The sequence below is a fragment of the Bacillus sp. SH7-1 genome (assembly GCF_008042405.1).
Lineage (GTDB): Bacteria > Bacillota > Bacilli > Bacillales > Bacillaceae_G > Bacillus_A > Bacillus_A thuringiensis_N.
The window spans coordinates 295,049-311,027 of sequence record NZ_QNUD01000009.1 but is presented as its reverse complement, the minus strand read 5'-3'; the positions used below and the strand labels follow the sequence as shown (position 1 = coordinate 311,027).

Here is a 15,979-nt window from a genome sequence, read left to right as displayed (position 1 = left end):
AGACTGTATTGTTATATTTTTGAGCACAGTGAAGTATCTTATATCGAAAATTAAACCTAACATATGATACCGTCGTCCTAAATTCGGTATCATATGTTAGGTTTTAAAAATTAAATAACTTTATTGTCTTTTTACAGCTTTTTCTTTATCCTCATCTATATCAATTTCTGAAAGTCGCCCTGCAACTGCATCTGTAAGAAGGGTGTTTAACCATTGCAATTCAACTGTAATATGTTCAATAACGCTTTGCAAAATATATAGTTGAGCACGTGGAATTTGTCCTTTGCTACAATCATAAATAGTTTGCATATTATGTAAATATTGAATGGTATCATTTTTCTTCTTTTCTAAAATAGGAACTAACTCTTGATCATCACCAAAATGAGCGAAAGAGAGTGCTGAATAAATTGGTTTATATATTTGATTTTTTGCCTCGAATTGTTTTAATAGTAACGTGTGAAATAATCGTTTACCTTCTTCTGTTATATGAAAGATTGTTTTATCTGGTCTATTCGTATCTCGAACAATAGTTGTAATACTAATTGCACCTTGCTTTTCTAATTGCTCGAAGGCGTAGTAAAGAGATCCTTTTGCATATTTAATATAACAATCCATTTGTCTCTCTTTCATGATGTGTTGCACTTCATATGGATGTTTATCCCCTTCGAGTAGCAAGCCGAGAATGACTAATTTCATGCCCATTCTGTCTCAACTCCTGTATATAGAAACTTTATCCCGATTGGTGAGGGATAATAATCAGTGGGAATAGTTCCTTACTGATTAAAGATTTACTTTATATATTATAAACGGCATACCCTTTTTCATAAAGGATATGCCGTTTCTTTTTTCTATACTAACTTACCTGTTTTTGTTTTTGCTTCGTTTTTGGACCTGTAAAGAGGCGTTCATTTCCCATAAGTAAAATACAAATAATGCTTAGTACAGCCGGGATAAGTGCCCAGAAGAATGTACTGGCAATAGATGTAGCGAGAGCTTCTTTAATACCAGTTAATATTTCAGCTGGTATTTTATCGGTAGCACCTGGTGATAATAAGAAACTTGTGTCTCCACCCTTTGGAGCTAATTTAGCTAGTTCAGAAGGGAACAAAGTGTTTAGTTTATCTGTAAAAACATGATTTTGAATTGTACCGAAAATCGTTACACCAAGAGTCATACCGAGTGAACGGAAGAATGAGTTTGTTGATGTAGCAGAACCACGGTCTCTCATTTCTAATTTGTGGATAGAAGACATACTTAAAACTGAGAATGAGAAACCAACCCCAAGTCCAGCGAGAACCATAAATAGCGTTACGAGTAGACGTGGTGTGTCCATTGTTAAGGTGCTTAGTAAATAAATACCAAGAACGAAGAAAACGCCAGATACCATCATAATGTTACGATAACTTGTTCGAGAAGCTAACTGTCCACCTGTTTGACTTCCAATTACAGAGCCGACCATCATAGGTGTTAAAATTAATCCAGCATTTGAGGCTGAACCGCCGAGAACACCTTGAACGAAGATCGGAATATATACGGTACAGATGATAAAAGCTGCACCATAGAAAAAGGCAACCCCCTGGCTAGCTGCGAATAAAGGTTTTTTAAATAGATGGAACGAAATGATAGGCTCGGTTGCTTTTCGTTCTACGAAGAAGAAAATAATAAGCATAATAACAACTGTTGTAAATAGGCCGATAATTACAGTGGAATTCCATGCGTATTCTTTACCACCGAGTTCTAAGGCGAACATTAAGCAGACGATACTAATAACAAGTGTAATAGCGCCAGCCCAATCAATTTTTTGTTTTCTAAATTCTAGAGATTCACTGTAGTATTTCGTAATGAAGAAGAAGGAGATAAGTCCTAATGGAATATTAATATAGAAGACCCAATGCCAACTTATATAGTCTGTAATATAAGCACCTAATAAAGGGCCAAATACACTAGATGTCCCAAAAACCGCACCGAATAGACCTGTCATTTTTCCGCGTTTTTCTGGTGGGAATATATCGTACATAATTGTGAAAGCGATAGGCATAAGAGCGCCGCCACCGATTCCTTGAATTGCTCTATAAATACTTAGCTGCTCAATACTAGATGCTGTTCCGCAAAGTGCAGAACCGAATAAGAAAAGAATGAGACCACCAATATAAAAACGTTTCCGTCCGTACATATCAGAAAGTTTTCCGAAGATAGGCATCCCTGCCATTGTTGCTACCATATATGCAGAAGTGACCCAAACGAACTTGTCAAATCCTCCTAGGTCTCCAACAATCGTTGCCATTGCTGTTGCAACGATTGTATTATCCATTGCCGCCATTAAAATACCAAGTAGTAAACCAGCAACAACAAATTTTGTCTTGTTGGAGTCTTTTTTTGATAATTGAGATTCCAAATATAACCCTCCTTTAATAATAAGTAAACTATATTAAGTTTTGAGTGCAGTGCATAAAAAATTAATATAGTTCTTTCAAATCAATTGCCACAAGTGCACTGACAAAGCCATAAAGAATATTATAGTCAAATTTGACTAAAAGGCAAACTTTTTCTTCCGTCAAAATATTCTGTTGTATGGACAGTGAAAGAGTGAGTAATACTTATTATTGGTATAAAGTCAATGAAGGAAATTGTAAAAAAATATTTCAGTAAGAATACCTTCTGTTAACAGAGGAAAAATGGTTTTTTCTTTATATTGTCGAATAGGATAAAAGGAAGAGTAATAACTATATACCGTTTGTAACAAGCTTTATTAATATCGTGTAGAGAGGCAGAATAAGGTCGTATGGATGATGCATCTGAAATGGGGTGAATATTATTATGAAAATATGGAAACGAATTTCGGATCAAGGAAGGCGTTCAATACCGCTACAACCGGTATTATGGATTGATGGCTCAAAAAAGGAAAATGAATGTCCTAATGTAGCAGTTACATTACAAATCCGTAGTATGTATAAAGAAAAATTTTCATATGAACTGACCTATGATGTAAACGACATACTTATTATTCGAATTGAAGTCGAAAATAAAGGAATGGAAATGATTTCACGAGTTGTAGTAAGTCATATGATTCGAGATTATTTTGCATATATTCCAAATTCATTAAAGGTTGATAAGGGGATGAGCGAGTTTCTGTTCCAGCTTGTAAGGTGGCGAATCGATAATTTATTACCGAATGAGAAGGTAGAACTAATTTGTAAAATAAAAGCAAATAAAGATAAAGCACTCAAAAATGCATTATTTCAAGCTACATATACATTTCAATATAAAGGATTATCATATGGTCCGCTACAAACAAATGAAGTTGTTGTGCGCCAATGATAAAAAGGAACCTGTATGAAAGGTTCCTTTTTTAGTGAAGGTTGTGCTTTTTGAGTATTTTCTTTTGCTCCATTCCTTTTTTTCCTACATAGTTATTTTTATAGCCAAAGTATAGAATAAATAAAAATGAAACAACATTGACAATAGCGTCAATTTGATCGTTTGTAATAAAGTTTATTCCGAAAGAGTTAAATAGTAATTTTAATGATAACAGAAAACCTGCTAGTAAACGCATAATATCTGATAGATTTTCTTTTTGTAGCATATAGGTCACCCCTTTCTAAAAACGATATATAGTATATATATGAAATAGAATAGAAATGGTAGACAAGTTTAAGCGGAAATGTACAATCAATATGTACATTTTTTATTTTGTAGAAAAACATAATTGCTATAGAAACATATATTGGTATAGAAGGGAGGAGAAGTATGAAACATAAAGGAAAAATTAGTGGATTACTACTTGGGAATACAGTGGCAGTTACAGAATGGATTGCGCTTCAGGATGTAATTACAAAACTGGATTCGCGATCGTTTTATACCGTCTTTATTATTTATATATTGCAAATGATACTCAGCTATTATTTTGGACATTGGTATGATAAAAGAGCGAGTGGGAGCATAGATACGGAAGTAGGAGGAATGGCAAGTAATGATTTTGTAGTTGATTTTTTTGAGAAAGTAGCTGCTTTATCAGAACGGGATTCTCATAATATTACAGTGTACATTCTTTCTGTGAAAGAATGGAAAGAATTAAAAGAAACAGTGCAAGAAAAAAAAATGGAGGTGTTAGTACAAAAATTGGAGAGTACGATTGTAAAGACAATTCGTAAAGGGGATGTCGTTACTAAGTGGGATGAAAATAAGTATGTTATTGTGGCGATTGATAACGGACATGAAAAGTCGACAATAACAAATCGTTTAATGAAAAATATTGAAAGTGAAATAGAAAACGGCTTGTTAAGTATGACTCTATTATTTGGAGCAGCTAGTTATCCAATAGAAGGAAAAACGTTTGAAGAATTGTTAAGAAAGGCACAAAATCAATTGTATCAGCATAGGAATTTGTAAGGAAATAAGAAAAACTTTGATTTGAAGAAATATGAAATGAAGAAGTTTTGAATGTAACATTTTTTTGACTTTTATTACAAAAAGAACTTTTTTTGTAATAAAAGTCTTTAAAAATATATGGAATAAGCATATAATTATGATGGATGTGTCAATGCATTTTGCACAATGTGTTTCATTTTAAAAGTGTAGAGGAAAGCATACTCTACACTTTTCCTTTTTAGGGAATGACAAGAATAATTGTAAGTTGTTGCAAGATAGCGTTTATACTGTGTAAAATGAACGAAGAGATTATTTGATAGAAAGCGGGAATGGGAATGATAGAATGATAGACGTGAGAGAACAACGATCATCTTTTATCAGGTGAATTATTACTGTTGTTCTTCAAATTATGATGGCTGTGATGAATTCCGTTGTACTTTTATGTAATACATAAGTATGAACAGGTTTTAAAAAGTGCCAAGTAAAAGATGGATATGAAACCGCTATTGTGTTCAAAAACGCAAAATGTAATTTTAAGTAATACAATTTGTACAAGCATTACAAACAATATAAATGATTTTCGTGAAAAAGGTGCGAGTGTGGAGTTTATAGAAGGATATATAATTTCATAGCTTTTTACACGATGATCGTATATAAGTAGGAGGAAAAAGATGTTGAAATATAGTAAATTAGCAATTGTAACTGCATTATCAATGACTTTACTAGCCGGTTGTTTCGGACCGAAACCAGAAGAGGAATTATATGTTGCTTTTGAAAATGCTGCAAAGCAAGAAAAAACAATGTTTGAAGATGCAAAGAAACTTGAAACTTTAGAAAAAGAGGGACAAGAATTATATAACCAGATTGTTCAAGAAGGAAAAGATAATAATCAAACTGTTAAGGAAAAACTGAACCAAGCAGTGAAAAATACAGATGAACGAGAAAAAGTGCTTAAAAAAGAAAAAGAATCTTTAAATAAGGCACAAGAAGAAGTGAAATCAGCAGATAAATATGTGAAGAAAATTGAAGATAAGAAATTGAAAGATCAAGCGGATAAAGTGAAAAGCACATATGAGAAACGACATGATTCATTTAACAAAATGTATGACAGCTATAATAAATCGTTAAAACAAGAAAAAGAATTATATACAATGTTACAAGATAAAGGTACAAAATTAAAAGATATTAGTGAAAAAGTAAAAGTAGTGAATCAATCTTATAAGGATATTGATTCAGAAAAAGATAAGTTTAATGAATTCACGAAATCTTATAATACAGAAAAAATAGCTTTTTATAAACAAGCAAATATTAAAATTAAAGAAGAGAAAAAATAAAACAGTTTGGCCTACAATTGGCCAAACTGTTTTATTTTTTTGTATAAGTACGACTATACCATGGGACAGGTTCACTTAACTTTTTTTCTTGTTTCAGTGCTTCAGGACCAATATAATCTTGAAGTGTTTTTTTTGCTACTGTTAAAGATAAGGTTGTTTTCGGATTTCGATAGGAGGATTCAAGATGACCAAGATGTGGTAGGATTCGAAAATCTTCTTTTGTAGGAGGAATATGGAAAAAATAATCGCCTAAACGTATAAGAACATCAGATTGTTGTTGGCTAAAACGTGGATTTCTAGAAAAATGTAATCCTTCTTTTATAGCTTTTTTTTCAGCAATTAAGCGTTCTAAAGCCGTCTTTTTTAACCAGTATAAATACTTCGGGTTAGTTGCAGCTTTAGCATGACGATTCACAACGAAAATAGATTGAGCTAGTCGATTAATAGAATGTTGGTTTTGTAATTGAGATTGTGGTTGTGAAGGTTTCATATTGAATCTCCTTTCAATTTTTCATTATTATACCATAAATAAAATAGGTTTTTATTATATGCAAAAAGTGATTGTATATATTTTCAATATTAAAGCAATATTGTTACAAAAAACAACTATTTTGTATAATAGTAATAGAATGTGTTTCAGAAATTTGATAATGAAAGAGTGAGAAGTTTGAAAGAAATATTAAAACAGCAATATGCCATTATAGATATTGGATCTAATACAATGCGTTTAGTTATTTATGAAAAGCAAAACGGAGGTTTTTATAAAGAGATTGAAAATACGAAAGTGGTTGCTCGGTTAAGGAATTATTTAGTCGATGGTGTATTGAGTGAAGCAGGAATAGAGGTATTGTTACAAACATTATTTCAATTTCAAGAAAGTACACGATTCCACCAGTTGCATCATGTACTTTGTGTTGCAACAGCAACAATTAGACAGGCTGAGAACCAAGAAGCAATTAAAAAACTTGTTGAAGGGCAAACAGACTTTACTCTTAGAGTATTATCAGAATATGAAGAAGCACGTTACGGATATTTAGCTGTTATGAATTCAACTTCGTTCTCTGAAGGAATTACAGTAGATATAGGTGGAGGGAGTACGGAAGTTACATACTTTCGAAATAGAGAAATTTTAGAGTATCATAGCTTTCCTTTTGGGGCACTTTCCTTAAAGCAACAATTTATTAAAGAGGATATACCTACTGAAGACGAGTTAGAAAAGATTCAAACGTACTTAGAATATCAATTTCGAACATTGCCATGGTTAATCGATAAGAAATTGCCTCTTATTGCAATAGGGGGTAGTGCGAGGAACTTAGTGAAAATTCATCAAAATTTAATTTGTTATCCTATAGCAGGGGTACATTTATACAAGATGAAAGAAGAAGATATTAAAAATGTGAAAGAAGAATTGGAAGCACTGTCGTTCATAGAACTTCAAAAATTGGAAGGATTGGCAAAAGATCGAGCAGATACAATTATTCCAGCAGTCGAGGTTTTTCATACGCTCGTTAATGTTATAGAGGCACCAGCCTTTGTATTAAGTAGAAAAGGACTACGAGAAGGTGTTTTCTATGAAGAGTTGACAAAAGATTTGGGGATTTCATATTATCCGAACGTGGTCGAAGAAAGTTTGTATTTATTATCACATGAATATGAAATGGATATGGAATTTGTAATGCAGCTTATTAAACATGGAAGATTGATTTGTCAACAGCTTGAAGAAATAGGACTGATTTCTATGTCAGTACAAGACTGGGAAGTATTCCATCAAGCAGCGAAAGTATTTAATATAGGTAAATATATAGACGAAGAAGCGAGCCGCTTACATACGTTTTATTTATTAGCGAATAAAACAATTGACGGTATGATGCATAAAGAGCGAGTTAGATTAGCGCTTATTGCGTCTTATAAATCAAAAATGCTATTCAAACAACATTTGTCTCCATTTGAAGGATGGTTTGATAAAAACGAACAAAAGAAAATTCGCCTATTAGGGGCTGTTTTACAATTTTCAGCAGCTCTAAATATAAGACAAAGATCACTTGTGGAATCAATATCTATAACAGAAAGTAAAGAAGGATTAACATTTAAAATTGTATGTGCGCAATCAGCATTAGCGGAAAAAGTGCAAGCTGAAAAACAAAAAAAGCAGCTGGAAAGAGTGTTGAAAACGACTATTAATTTATACTTCGAATCAAAACGTTAAGTTGTACGGATGTCTTTACAAAAAATTAACACCTTGGAATATTGTAATTTGCTAAAATAAAAGTAACTAAATTATAGTAAAAAAGTTTCAGGGGAAGTGTGAAGAGGATGGAAATGTTGATGGGGAATATAGTAAATTTAAATGATACAGCTTATTACAATAATCGAGAATTAAGTTGGTTAGCATTTAATGAACGTGTACTACAAGAAGCACAGGATGAAACAAACCCGCTCTTGGAAAGATTAAAGTTTATTAGCATTTTCAGTTCCAATTTAGATGAATTCTTTATGGTACGCGTAGCAGGATTGAAGGATCAAGTGAGTGCTGGGTTTAACCAACCAGAAAATAAGGCTGGCTTAACACCAAAAAAGCAATTAAATAAAATTGCGATAAAGGCCCATGAATTAATGACTGTACAATATGATACGTTTAAAAATTATGTGTTGCCAGCGCTGGAGTTAGAGGGGATTGAACGTTTAACATTCCACGATTTGACGAAAGAACAGAGGGAATTTATAGAAGAGTATTTTGATGAGCAGATTTTTCCAGTCTTAACACCTGTAGCTATTGATGCATATCGTCCATTTCCGATGTTATTAAATAAAAGTTTGAATTTAGCTACTCTTTTATATGATGAGAAACAAGTAGAGGAAGAAAACCGCACGAAGTTAGGAATTGTACAAGTTCCTTCATTACTTGAACGTTTCATATTTTTACCGAGTGAAGGGAAAAAGCATAAATTTATTTTATTAGAAGACGTAATTAGTAGTTTTACTCATAAATTATTTACAGGATATAAAGTATCATCTGTTACTCGTTTCCGTATTACACGCAATGCGGATTTAACAATTCACGAAGAAGGTGCGAGAGATTTATTAAAGGTAATTGAAAAAGAATTAAAAAAGCGTAAGTGGGGAGCTGCTGTACGTTTAGAAGTTGGCAAAGAGCATATTGATGAAAGAGTATTAGCGTTATTATATGAGGTGTTGGAAGTAAAAGATGAAGATGTGTATATAATGGATGGACCATTAGATTTAACATGTCTATTTTCTTTATATAAAAAACTAGCTCCTTTATATGAACATCTAGTATATCCGGCCCTTATTCCGCAACGACCTCAAGATTTAGGGGATGCGGAAGATGTGTTTGAAAAAGCGATTGAGCATGATATTTTATTACACCATCCTTTTGAGTCGTTTCAGCCAGTAGTTGATTTTGTCCGTGATGCGGCAGACGATCCGAATGTACTTGCGATCAAACAAACATTATATCGAGTAAGTGGGGATTCACCGATTATTCAGGCGCTAAAGGTAGCGGCTGAAAAAGGAAAGCAAGTGACAGTATTAGTCGAATTAAAAGCAAGATTTGATGAAGAGAATAATGTGCATTGGGCTAAAGAGTTAGAAAAGGCAGGCTGTCATGTCATTTACGGTGTAAGTCATTTGAAAACACATAGTAAAATTACGCTAGTTGTGAGAAGAAAAAACGGAAAAATCGAAAGGTTCGTACATCTTGGGACTGGAAATTATAATGATGCAACAGCAAAGTTATATACTGATTTTGGGTATATTACATCACGAAAAGACTTTGGGGTTGATGCAACAAATTTCTTTAATTATTTGAGTGGTTATACAACAAAACCACATTTTCATCATTTATCGGTTGCGCCATTTGATATAAGAGAGCAATTTATGGATTTAATAGATGAGGAAATACGTTATCATAGACAATATGGAAATGGATATATTATCGCTAAGATGAATTCATTAACAGATAAACCATTAATTAAAAAAATGTATGAAGCATCACAAGCTGGAGTAAAGGTAGAGCTCATCGTTCGAGGAACATGTTGCCTACGGCCTGGTATTCCAAATGTAAGTGAAAATATTCGGGTAGTTAGTGTTGTCGGAAGATATTTAGAACATAGCCGAATTTATTATTTCCATCATAATGGAGAAGAGAAAATATACTTATCTTCAGCTGACTGGATGACGCGGAATATGGAGAAGCGCGTAGAAATATCTTTCCCGATATTAGATATTGAAATGAAGGCGCGAATTAAGGCGATTTTACAGCTTACTTTAGCTGATAATGTGAAAACGCGTGAACAAAATAAAGACGGTGACTATTATTATGTTATTAATAGTGGTACAGAAGAAATTGATAGCCAAGTGAAGTTGTTTAAGATGGCGTATCAAAACACGGATGCTGAATAATAAGAACAAAGTAAAAAAACCTCTTACAAAAGAGGTTTTTTTACTTTGTTCTCTACTTATTATACGTTCTCAAATTAAAATGACGTATCAAAACACGGATGCTGAATAATAAGAACAAAGTAAAAAAACCTCTTAGGTTTTTTTACTTTGTTCTCTACTTATTATACGTTCTCAAAATAGAAGGATGCGTAGAGAGAATAGTTTTTATTGTAAGCATGTTAATGGATTATGAATTGGTTAAGAGAGGGATTAACATTGGTAGAATTGTTGCGGTACATTAATAATAGTATGGTTGTTGACAAGGTCCACCATAACAAGGATAAGGTGTTGGCGGTGGGAAAGGTGGTGGATATGGTGGGTAATACGGTCTAGGACCGAAAGCTAATGCTCCGCCGAGCAGTCCACCAGCAATGCCAGCTAGAAATGGAACGCCAAAAAACGGAAAGAAGCGTGAGTCGCCTACTGGACCAATAGGTGCTGAACGGACTGGGATTGGTTGATAATATGGATACATGAACAAACCTCCTTTATTGGACTCACTTTTATCATATGGTAAATGAAACATGGATGAGCGCGTACAAGAAATGATATGTAAGAAAATAGGCGAATTATTACGAATGTTGGAGCGTGAAAATCGTAATTTCAGGTTTTGACATAAATCGGAATGGGACACGTGTTCTTCCAAGGCCTCGATTGACATAGAGAGCTAAATCTTGAATCGTATAGAAACCTTCAACATAGTTTTTAGCAAGCGCTGGGGTAATAATAGCACCTAAAAAAGGAATTTGTACTTGTCCGCCATGGCTATGACCAGAAAGTTGTAAGTTAACTGGATATTTAGCAATTTGCGGTGCAATATCTGGCTCATGAACAAGAACAATGTTATAAGTGTTTTGCTTCGCGTGTTGTAGTGTCTCCTCTATTTTTGGTTTGCCTAGTAGTATATCATCAAGACCGAAAATTGAAATTTCACTATTATCCAGTAGACGAATTCTCTTTTCGCTATTTAGTAATAGTTCAAATCCAGATTCACGCATGATGTGTTCGTAGTATTCTGTGCCATATCCGCCGTGATCATGGTTACCATAAATATAAAATTTACCGAAGGGTGCTTGTATATTTTTTAAAATGGATGCAACGAAAGGAGTGTCAGTATATGTTTGATAATTATCAATGAGATCACCAGTGAAAAGAACAATGTCGGGCTTTACAGCATTAATTTTAGAAACGATTTGAGATAAATGGTGGAGAGAGAAATAGTATCCGAGATGTAAATCGCTGAATTGAAGAATCTTCATACCGTGAAAACTTTTTGGTATGAGTTGTGATTTAAGTGTATGCTCTGTAAAAGAGAGTAGATGTGGCTCAATATATTTAGCGTAATAGTATCCGATGCTAGTGGTTATAAGTGAATATAGACAAGTGCGCATTCCAGTTTTTAAAAAATCTCTTCTTGTAATTTTCTTCATAAAAATATGAGTATACCTATTTGATTTATAGCACATGCTTTTGTTACATATACAGGTTACTCAAATCTCCTTTCAGTTTATTAAACATATATTTTAAATAATAAAAAAGTAGTATAGATTACGAAAAAAATGAATGAAAAGAAACCTCTTTACGCTAAAATATCAGAAAAGTTTAAAAATATAAAGATTTCTATTAAATAAAATGATAAAATGAATGTGTATTCATTTTTTGGAGGGGATGTATGTGAAAGAAAAGGTAGTTATTATAACAGGTGGATCAAGCGGAATGGGAAAAGGAATGGCGACTCGCTTTGCAAAAGAAGGGGCACGAGTAGTTATTACAGGACGTACAAAGGAAAAACTAGAAGAAACAAAACTGGAAGTTGAACAATTTCCAGGACAAATATTACCTGTACAAATGGATGTAAGAAATACGGAAGATATTCAGAAAATGATTGAACAGATTGATGAGAAGTTTGGACGAATTGATATTTTAATAAATAATGCAGCTGGAAACTTTATTTGTCCAGCAGAAGATTTATCCGTGAATGGCTGGAATTCGGTAATTAATATTGTGTTAAATGGCACATTTTATTGTAGCCAGGCTGTCGGAAAATATTGGATTGAAAAAGGTATAAAAGGGAATATCATTAACATGGTAGCAACATATGCATGGGATGCAGGTCCGGGAGTTATTCATTCGGCTGCAGCGAAGGCTGGAGTGTTAGCAATGACGAAGACGCTTGCTGTTGAGTGGGGACGTAAATATGGAATACGAGTTAACGCTATCGCGCCAGGACCAATTGAACGTACGGGTGGTGCTGATAAATTATGGATTTCAGAAGAAATGGCTAAGCGTACGATACAAAGTGTTCCGCTTGGAAGGCTGGGTACGCCAGAAGAAATCGCAGGCCTAGCTTATTATTTATGTTCAGATGAAGCTGCGTACATAAATGGAACTTGCATGACAATGGATGGAGGACAACATTTGCATCAATATCCATTTTAAAAGGGGTAAAAAAATGAATGTTGGATTCATTTTTTACGGTTAAATGTGACGGAATTGTGACATATGAAAGAAAAGTGTTTACAAGAGGTCATATGTACGTTATATTTAAGACCTCTTTTTTCTTCATAGTAGAATTGCTAATTCCCCTTAGCATTTTACCCCTCTAATCCCTTCAGGAAAACTGAAGGGATTTTTTATTATTTTTCCGTAAATATCATGTTATAATTTTTGAAAAGTAAAGGGAGGGAAGCACGTTGATAGATGCATTAGATGTAATGAGTAACTTGGATAAAGTCCTTCCTTATTATCAAGCTATTTTTAGTGCTGATGAGCATACTGTAATTGGATATGAAGTAGTAGGACGTATTCAAACAGAAGAGGGCATACAAAGTTTAGCTTCTTTCTTTCATGATGATTCTATTCCGAGTGAGTTTCAACTGGAAGCGGATAACATTATAGTAGAAAAAGCTTTAAATCGTTATTTAGAAAGTGATCAAAAACTATTATTATTTATACATCGGAATGCTAACGTATTAATGAACGATGATGATGAAAGTTTGCTTCAACTTTTATTGATGTATGAAGAGCAAGGTTTAAATTTGAAACACATTGTTTTAGAGATTACAGAACATGAATGTAAAGAAGATATAGAGCAATTTAATCATTTACTTATGTATTATCGTACATATGGTATTCAAATTTCGATTAATAAAGTCGGAACGGGTACAAGTAATTTAGAACGTATTAGCGTATTAGCACCGGATATTTTAAAAGTAGATTTAACAAACTTAAGGCAAACTGCACTTTTACAATCTTATCAAGATATTTTATATTCTTTATCATTACTTGCTAGAAGAATTGGTGCGACATTGTTATATGAAGAAATAGATGCTTTTTATCAACTACAATATGCTTGGAAAAACGGTGGTAGATACTATCAAGGGAATTATTTGAAAGAATGCTTGCCTGATTTTATTGAAACGAACGTTTTGAAAGAACGACTTGGTAATGAGTGTCATCAATTTATTCAACATGAGAAGAAGAAGTTACAAAAAATTTATAATTTAACAGAAATGTTACGTGATCGAATTGGTGATGTTCTAGCCAAACAGAAAAAGAATGAAGATATAAACGATTGGTTATTACAATTTAGCCAAAGTGTATCACAGTGTAGTTTTCGCATATTTATTTGTAACGAAGATGGTTTCCAACAATCAGGAAACGTTATGAAAAAAGATGGGGAATGGATTGTGATGCCTGAGTATTATATGAAGAACTGGAGTTGGCGTCCGTATTTTCTAGAAAATATTATGAAAATGCGTTTTGAGAATAAGGCAAGACTATCAGATTTATATGCTGATATTGAAACTGGTGAGATGGTACGAACATTTTCTTTCCCAATTGATGATGAAAACTTTTTATTTATAGATTTATCGTATGAATATTTATATGAAGAAGATGTTTTATTTTAATGCACGAAGAAATTCGTGCATTTTTTGTTTGTTTTTATCATAAATTGGAAATAGTGAAAATAGTGATGAAAATGCTGTCTATCGTTGTAAAGATTTTACGAACGAAACCAGCCCTGTCTGTGCATAATCATTGTTACAATGAATACTACAAAGACAAGTTTTCTTAAAAGGAAGGTGAGAAAATGAGGAAATATGGAATATGGTTAGTTCTATTTGTATGCGTTGCCTTTCTAGTTGGTTATAGTGTTACAACTGTTTTAGGAAAAGAGGAAGTGAAGGTTGATCGGAAAGAAGTGTTTACAACGATACAAAATGGCTATGAAACCCAATTTTCAATTCGTGGGAAGCATTTGCCGATGAATAAGATGATAGAAACGTTATCACCGTATTTTACAGAGAATTTCCTTCAAGTATTTACAGATGAAAATAGTAGAAGTGATAAACAAAGTGGTGAATATTTACTTCCAGCAAAAGAAGCTCCGTTTTCTTTTAATTCAGAAACGAAAATGTCATATGATGAAGAGCATAAAATTTTATATGTATATGAGCGGGCGAAAAGTGGACAATATCAAATTGTAACATTGCAAAGAGATCAAGGGAAATGGAAGTTGGCCGGATATCATGAAAGCCAAGAACTTTTAACTGAAATAAAAAGATTACAACAATTATAAAGTGAAACTTTAATCAGTGGGGGGCATCTCCCGTTGATTATTATCCCGCCTCAATCGGGTGTTTATTTCCCGAAAATAGCGTGGATAAAAATAGGAATAGGTCTTTACACCTATTCCTATTCTATATTGAGTAGCTGTTGTAATTTTTCAATTTGAAAACCAGCAACAACTTCGCCATCAATTACAACTGTTGGAGTTGAATAAGAATCATAGTCATATAAAAGACGATTGCGTGCAGCGGCGTCTTTTTTTACGTCAAATTCTTCATATACAACGTTATTATGCTTTAAAAATTCTTTCACAATGACACATGGCGGACAATCAGGTTGTGTGTAAACCTCAATTTTTTTCATTGAAATTCCTCCTTTTTTCTGTTTTTTATTATATTCTTCCAGTATAAAAATCGCAATAAAGAAGGGAAAAGATGTTCTTTCTGTTTTTTCCTTTGTATTTCGACAAATTTTTAGTTGAGTTTCTGGCCAATAACCTTTATCCTAGAGTGTGGAACATTTTTTCTGTTATGACGGATAGAATGAGTATAGCTGTAAAACCTATTGTTAGGAAGATAAGAGAAAGGAGAGATTTCATGTCTCTACTCCAAGGAATTTTAACTCGACTTGTTAGTCTACAAGAACAAGCTGAAAGCGGTGAAGTAGCACAACGCTATTTTGAAGTGAACGGTGAGCGCAAATGTAGCGTGAAATTTTTCGATAAAAGTGAAATGTATGAGTTAGAAGTGTATCAACAAGGTGAAAAACCTCAAGTGTATCAATTCGATAATATCGATATGGTTGCAATTGAGATTTACGATATCATTTCTTGATACATATAAAAAAGGTGTTGCCATATGGCAGCATCTTTTTTAGTTCTATTACTTTTTAGTATATATGTATAAGGATTTTTAATTTTTCCTACAATGGTAATAAAGTGAAATTGTAATCAGTGGAGAATCTTCGTCCTATACTGCTTATTAGCCATCACTAATTGGGTGTTTACGGATAGTAAATAGCGGGATGAAAATAATGAGGAGGTGTGCTGTATGGAACGTTTACCAGTGGTGATTTGTCCTAATTGTCACAATTCTACTGAGATTATTCATGTATTAACGGCTCAATCTAATCAAAATGTAATTTATACGTGTCAGGTTTGCCATTATGTCATTCGGAACATTGAAACGAATAAAGGGTAGGAAGTTATAATTTTTGTTTTTGTCCCATACAATGAGAATACGAAA

The 15,979-nt window shown here is 33.2% G+C and carries 17 protein-coding genes; 10 read left to right on the top strand and 7 right to left on the bottom strand.

The genetic code is table 11. The annotated features are described in order from the left end of the window. Positions 1–120: 120 nt before the first annotated feature. Together DN390_RS10545 and DN390_RS10540 are read right to left on the bottom strand one after the other, a co-directional pair. A complete protein-coding gene (locus DN390_RS10545; RefSeq protein WP_060632094.1) occupies positions 121–702 on the bottom strand; it encodes a PadR family transcriptional regulator in 582 nt (193 codons plus the stop codon). 151 nt (positions 703–853) lie between these two features. Beyond that, positions 854–2,395, bottom strand: coding sequence for an MDR family MFS transporter (locus DN390_RS10540; RefSeq protein ID WP_060632093.1), 1,542 nt, complete (start codon positions 2,393–2,395; stop codon positions 854–856). A 422-nt stretch (positions 2,396–2,817) separates the two neighbouring features. On the opposite strand from DN390_RS10540, the gene DN390_RS10535 reads away from it, so the two are divergent. Beyond that, positions 2,818–3,318 (top strand): hypothetical protein, encoded by a 501-nt coding sequence (locus DN390_RS10535; RefSeq protein ID WP_098288996.1) that lies wholly within the window; start codon positions 2,818–2,820, stop codon positions 3,316–3,318. A gap of 31 nt (positions 3,319–3,349) precedes the next feature. On the opposite strand, the gene DN390_RS10530 is transcribed toward DN390_RS10535, so the two are convergent. Continuing rightward, entirely contained in the window at positions 3,350–3,583 is a 234-nt protein-coding gene (locus DN390_RS10530) for an SPP1 phage holin family protein (RefSeq protein ID WP_097950703.1), read from the bottom strand. 164 nt (positions 3,584–3,747) lie between these two features. Here DN390_RS10530 and DN390_RS10525 point away from each other — a divergent pair, with 164 nt between their 5' ends. Beyond that, entirely contained in the window at positions 3,748–4,389 is a 642-nt protein-coding gene (locus tag DN390_RS10525; protein WP_060632091.1) for a diguanylate cyclase domain-containing protein, read from the top strand. Between the two features lie 650 nt (positions 4,390–5,039). Continuing rightward, positions 5,040–5,702, top strand: a complete 663-nt coding sequence (locus DN390_RS10520; RefSeq protein ID WP_000922490.1) for a YkyA family protein — start codon at positions 5,040–5,042, stop codon at positions 5,700–5,702. Positions 5,703–5,733: 31 nt separating this feature from the next. Here the strand turns inward: DN390_RS10520 and DN390_RS10515 are convergent, their stop codons facing one another. Then, complete coding sequence (locus DN390_RS10515) at positions 5,734–6,192, bottom strand: YkyB family protein (protein ID WP_000804864.1); 459 nt, start codon at positions 6,190–6,192, stop codon at positions 5,734–5,736. A gap of 177 nt (positions 6,193–6,369) precedes the next feature. On the opposite strand from DN390_RS10515, the gene ppx reads away from it, so the two are divergent. Further along, positions 6,370–7,908 carry an exopolyphosphatase gene (gene ppx, locus DN390_RS10510; protein ID WP_147807299.1) on the top strand — a complete coding sequence of 513 codons (1,539 nt, stop codon included), beginning with the start codon at positions 6,370–6,372 and terminating at the stop codon, positions 7,906–7,908. A 107-nt stretch (positions 7,909–8,015) separates the two neighbouring features. Continuing rightward, complete coding sequence (locus tag DN390_RS10505; RefSeq protein ID WP_147807298.1) at positions 8,016–10,124, top strand: polyphosphate kinase; 2,109 nt, start codon at positions 8,016–8,018, stop codon at positions 10,122–10,124. A 277-nt stretch (positions 10,125–10,401) separates the two neighbouring features. On the opposite strand, the gene DN390_RS10495 is transcribed toward DN390_RS10505, so the two are convergent. Beyond that, positions 10,402–10,638 (bottom strand): hypothetical protein, encoded by a 237-nt coding sequence (locus DN390_RS10495; protein WP_048563234.1) that lies wholly within the window; start codon positions 10,636–10,638, stop codon positions 10,402–10,404. Between the two features lie 97 nt (positions 10,639–10,735). Continuing rightward, positions 10,736–11,593, bottom strand: a complete 858-nt coding sequence (locus DN390_RS10490; protein WP_060633176.1) for a metallophosphoesterase — start codon at positions 11,591–11,593, stop codon at positions 10,736–10,738. 244 nt (positions 11,594–11,837) lie between these two features. Between DN390_RS10490 and fadH the strand changes: the two genes are divergently transcribed. The 3 genes from fadH (at position 11,838) to DN390_RS10475 (ending at position 14,745) form a co-directional block, all read left to right on the top strand. After that, positions 11,838–12,602, top strand: a complete 765-nt coding sequence (gene fadH, locus DN390_RS10485) for a 2,4-dienoyl-CoA reductase (protein WP_147807296.1) — start codon at positions 11,838–11,840, stop codon at positions 12,600–12,602. Positions 12,603–12,856: 254 nt separating this feature from the next. After that, positions 12,857–14,074, top strand: coding sequence for an EAL domain-containing protein (locus DN390_RS10480; protein WP_000564300.1), 1,218 nt, complete (start codon positions 12,857–12,859; stop codon positions 14,072–14,074). A gap of 182 nt (positions 14,075–14,256) precedes the next feature. After that, a complete protein-coding gene (locus DN390_RS10475) occupies positions 14,257–14,745 on the top strand; it encodes a DUF3993 domain-containing protein (RefSeq protein WP_060632087.1) in 489 nt (162 codons plus the stop codon). A gap of 116 nt (positions 14,746–14,861) precedes the next feature. Here the strand turns inward: DN390_RS10475 and DN390_RS10470 are convergent, their stop codons facing one another. Continuing rightward, entirely contained in the window at positions 14,862–15,098 is a 237-nt protein-coding gene (locus DN390_RS10470) for a glutaredoxin family protein (RefSeq protein ID WP_000717880.1), read from the bottom strand. 233 nt (positions 15,099–15,331) lie between these two features. Between DN390_RS10470 and DN390_RS10465 the strand changes: the two genes are divergently transcribed. Together DN390_RS10465 and DN390_RS30605 are read left to right on the top strand one after the other, a co-directional pair. Beyond that, positions 15,332–15,568: a YkuJ family protein gene (locus DN390_RS10465; protein ID WP_000055151.1), complete on the top strand. Its 237-nt coding sequence runs from the start codon at positions 15,332–15,334 to the stop codon at positions 15,566–15,568. 216 nt (positions 15,569–15,784) lie between these two features. After that, positions 15,785–15,934, top strand: a complete 150-nt coding sequence (locus DN390_RS30605) for a hypothetical protein (protein ID WP_063223140.1) — start codon at positions 15,785–15,787, stop codon at positions 15,932–15,934. Positions 15,935–15,979: the final 45 nt, after the last annotated feature.

Coding starts and splice junctions, on each gene's coding strand:
- DN390_RS10525 (WP_060632091.1), top strand. CDS start 3,748: ATGAAACATAAAGGAAAAATTAGTGGATTACTACTTGGGAATACAGTG.
- DN390_RS10520 (WP_000922490.1), top strand. CDS start 5,040: ATGTTGAAATATAGTAAATTAGCAATTGTAACTGCATTATCAATGACT.
- DN390_RS10465 (WP_000055151.1), top strand. CDS start 15,332: ATGTCTCTACTCCAAGGAATTTTAACTCGACTTGTTAGTCTACAAGAA.
- DN390_RS10545 (WP_060632094.1), bottom strand. CDS start 702: ATGGGCATGAAATTAGTCATTCTCGGCTTGCTACTCGAAGGGGATAAA.
- DN390_RS10475 (WP_060632087.1), top strand. CDS start 14,257: ATGAGGAAATATGGAATATGGTTAGTTCTATTTGTATGCGTTGCCTTT.
- DN390_RS10530 (WP_097950703.1), bottom strand. CDS start 3,583: ATGCTACAAAAAGAAAATCTATCAGATATTATGCGTTTACTAGCAGGT.
- DN390_RS10495 (WP_048563234.1), bottom strand. CDS start 10,638: ATGTATCCATATTATCAACCAATCCCAGTCCGTTCAGCACCTATTGGT.
- DN390_RS10515 (WP_000804864.1), bottom strand. CDS start 6,192: ATGAAACCTTCACAACCACAATCTCAATTACAAAACCAACATTCTATT.
- DN390_RS10470 (WP_000717880.1), bottom strand. CDS start 15,098: ATGAAAAAAATTGAGGTTTACACACAACCTGATTGTCCGCCATGTGTC.
- DN390_RS10505 (WP_147807298.1), top strand. CDS start 8,016: ATGGAAATGTTGATGGGGAATATAGTAAATTTAAATGATACAGCTTAT.
- DN390_RS30605 (WP_063223140.1), top strand. CDS start 15,785: ATGGAACGTTTACCAGTGGTGATTTGTCCTAATTGTCACAATTCTACT.
- DN390_RS10490 (WP_060633176.1), bottom strand. CDS start 11,593: ATGAAGAAAATTACAAGAAGAGATTTTTTAAAAACTGGAATGCGCACT.
- DN390_RS10535 (WP_098288996.1), top strand. CDS start 2,818: ATGAAAATATGGAAACGAATTTCGGATCAAGGAAGGCGTTCAATACCG.